The organism is Candidatus Accumulibacter cognatus, assembly GCF_000584975.1.
Classification (GTDB): domain Bacteria; phylum Pseudomonadota; class Gammaproteobacteria; order Burkholderiales; family Rhodocyclaceae; genus Accumulibacter; species Accumulibacter cognatus.
On sequence record NZ_JDST02000143.1, the window covers coordinates 1 to 1,127 of the forward strand.

The 1,127-nt window shown below is 58.0% G+C and carries 1 protein-coding gene and 1 pseudogene; both read left to right on the forward strand.

What is annotated here, in order from left to right:
- Positions 1-133 precede the first annotated feature (133 nt).
- On the forward strand, positions 134-352 hold the full coding sequence (locus AW06_RS19390) for a hypothetical protein (protein WP_034953779.1): 219 nt from the start codon (positions 134-136) through the stop codon (positions 350-352).
- A 109-nt stretch (positions 353-461) separates the two neighbouring features.
- Positions 462-1,127: pseudogene (locus AW06_RS19395) on the forward strand (ISKra4 family transposase); the annotation flags it as partial.

The following is a 1,127-nucleotide window of genomic DNA, read 5'->3' on the forward strand; positions in this document are numbered from 1 at the left end:
GGGTGTGATTCAAAGTGATGCAAGCCCCATAATTTCAGCATTTGCCACCAGAGGGAACAGCCATGCTAGCCACTGACCGCGACCAGATGTTGTTGGAGCGCGTCTGAATCGTCATCCTACGTTGCGTGCCCGTATGGAAAGCTTGCTGGGCGTGGTGGAAGACGCTGCCGGAGACTTGGAGAAGGCGGATGCAGCGGAACGTCGAGTGATCGAAGAACTCCGCCAGATGGGCAACGAAGCTCTGGCCGCCTGGGCGGAACGTGGAGTGGAGAAGAGTGTGGCAGTGGCACGAGTGGAGCCTGAGTTACGTTTGGCGGGTAAAAAAACTCTATTGGCACACGACCTTCGGTAAAGTCGATGTGGTAGAACCTCTGTGGCGGAATGGCACACGGATCGAGCGGCGTTTCAGCACCCGTGCGGGGATCAGTTGCCGGGGCAGTTCGCAGCCGTTGCAACGGGTGATGAGTGATTTTGGGGCAGATGCGGCTTTTGGGCGGGTGCCGGAAAAGCTGAAGGAACACGATGGGATCGAGATGCCGGTAAGCACGATTCAACGGATCACCGAACATCACGCGCCAATCATTTGCGAGCAAGAGGCCAAGCGGGAGATTGTGGCCGGGACGATGGCCGGAGTCACCTTTATCGGCGAGATGGATGGTTCGATGGTCCCGGTGGTGGAAATTTCTTCGGATGCCGAAGACAAACGCAAAGGGAAGCGTTTGGCCTGGAAAGAAGTTCGCCTGAGTCTCGTGCATCCGAAAGGCAGCGTCACCCCGATATTTGGTGGAAATTTTGCCGGTGGGGTCGAGGAAAGCGGGCGACAGTGGTGGCGTTGTGCGGCCAAAGCGGGATTTGGCCCGGGGAGTTACCTGCATGCGGTGGGCGATGGCGCGTCGTGGATTGCCACGCAGGAGAAGATCCAATTCGGTGCGCAAGGAGCCTATTTGGTGGATTTCTTCCATCTCTGCGAGTACCTCGGCGAAGCGTCCAAGGTCTGCGCCGCCAATGATCCCCGAGCCTGGTTGGAAGAACAAAAAAGTCGGCTCAAGGCGAACCAATCCGGTGCTGTGCTGGAAGCGTTGGCACCGTTCGTAGAGACCAATAGCGACGACCCCGCCACCGCCTGT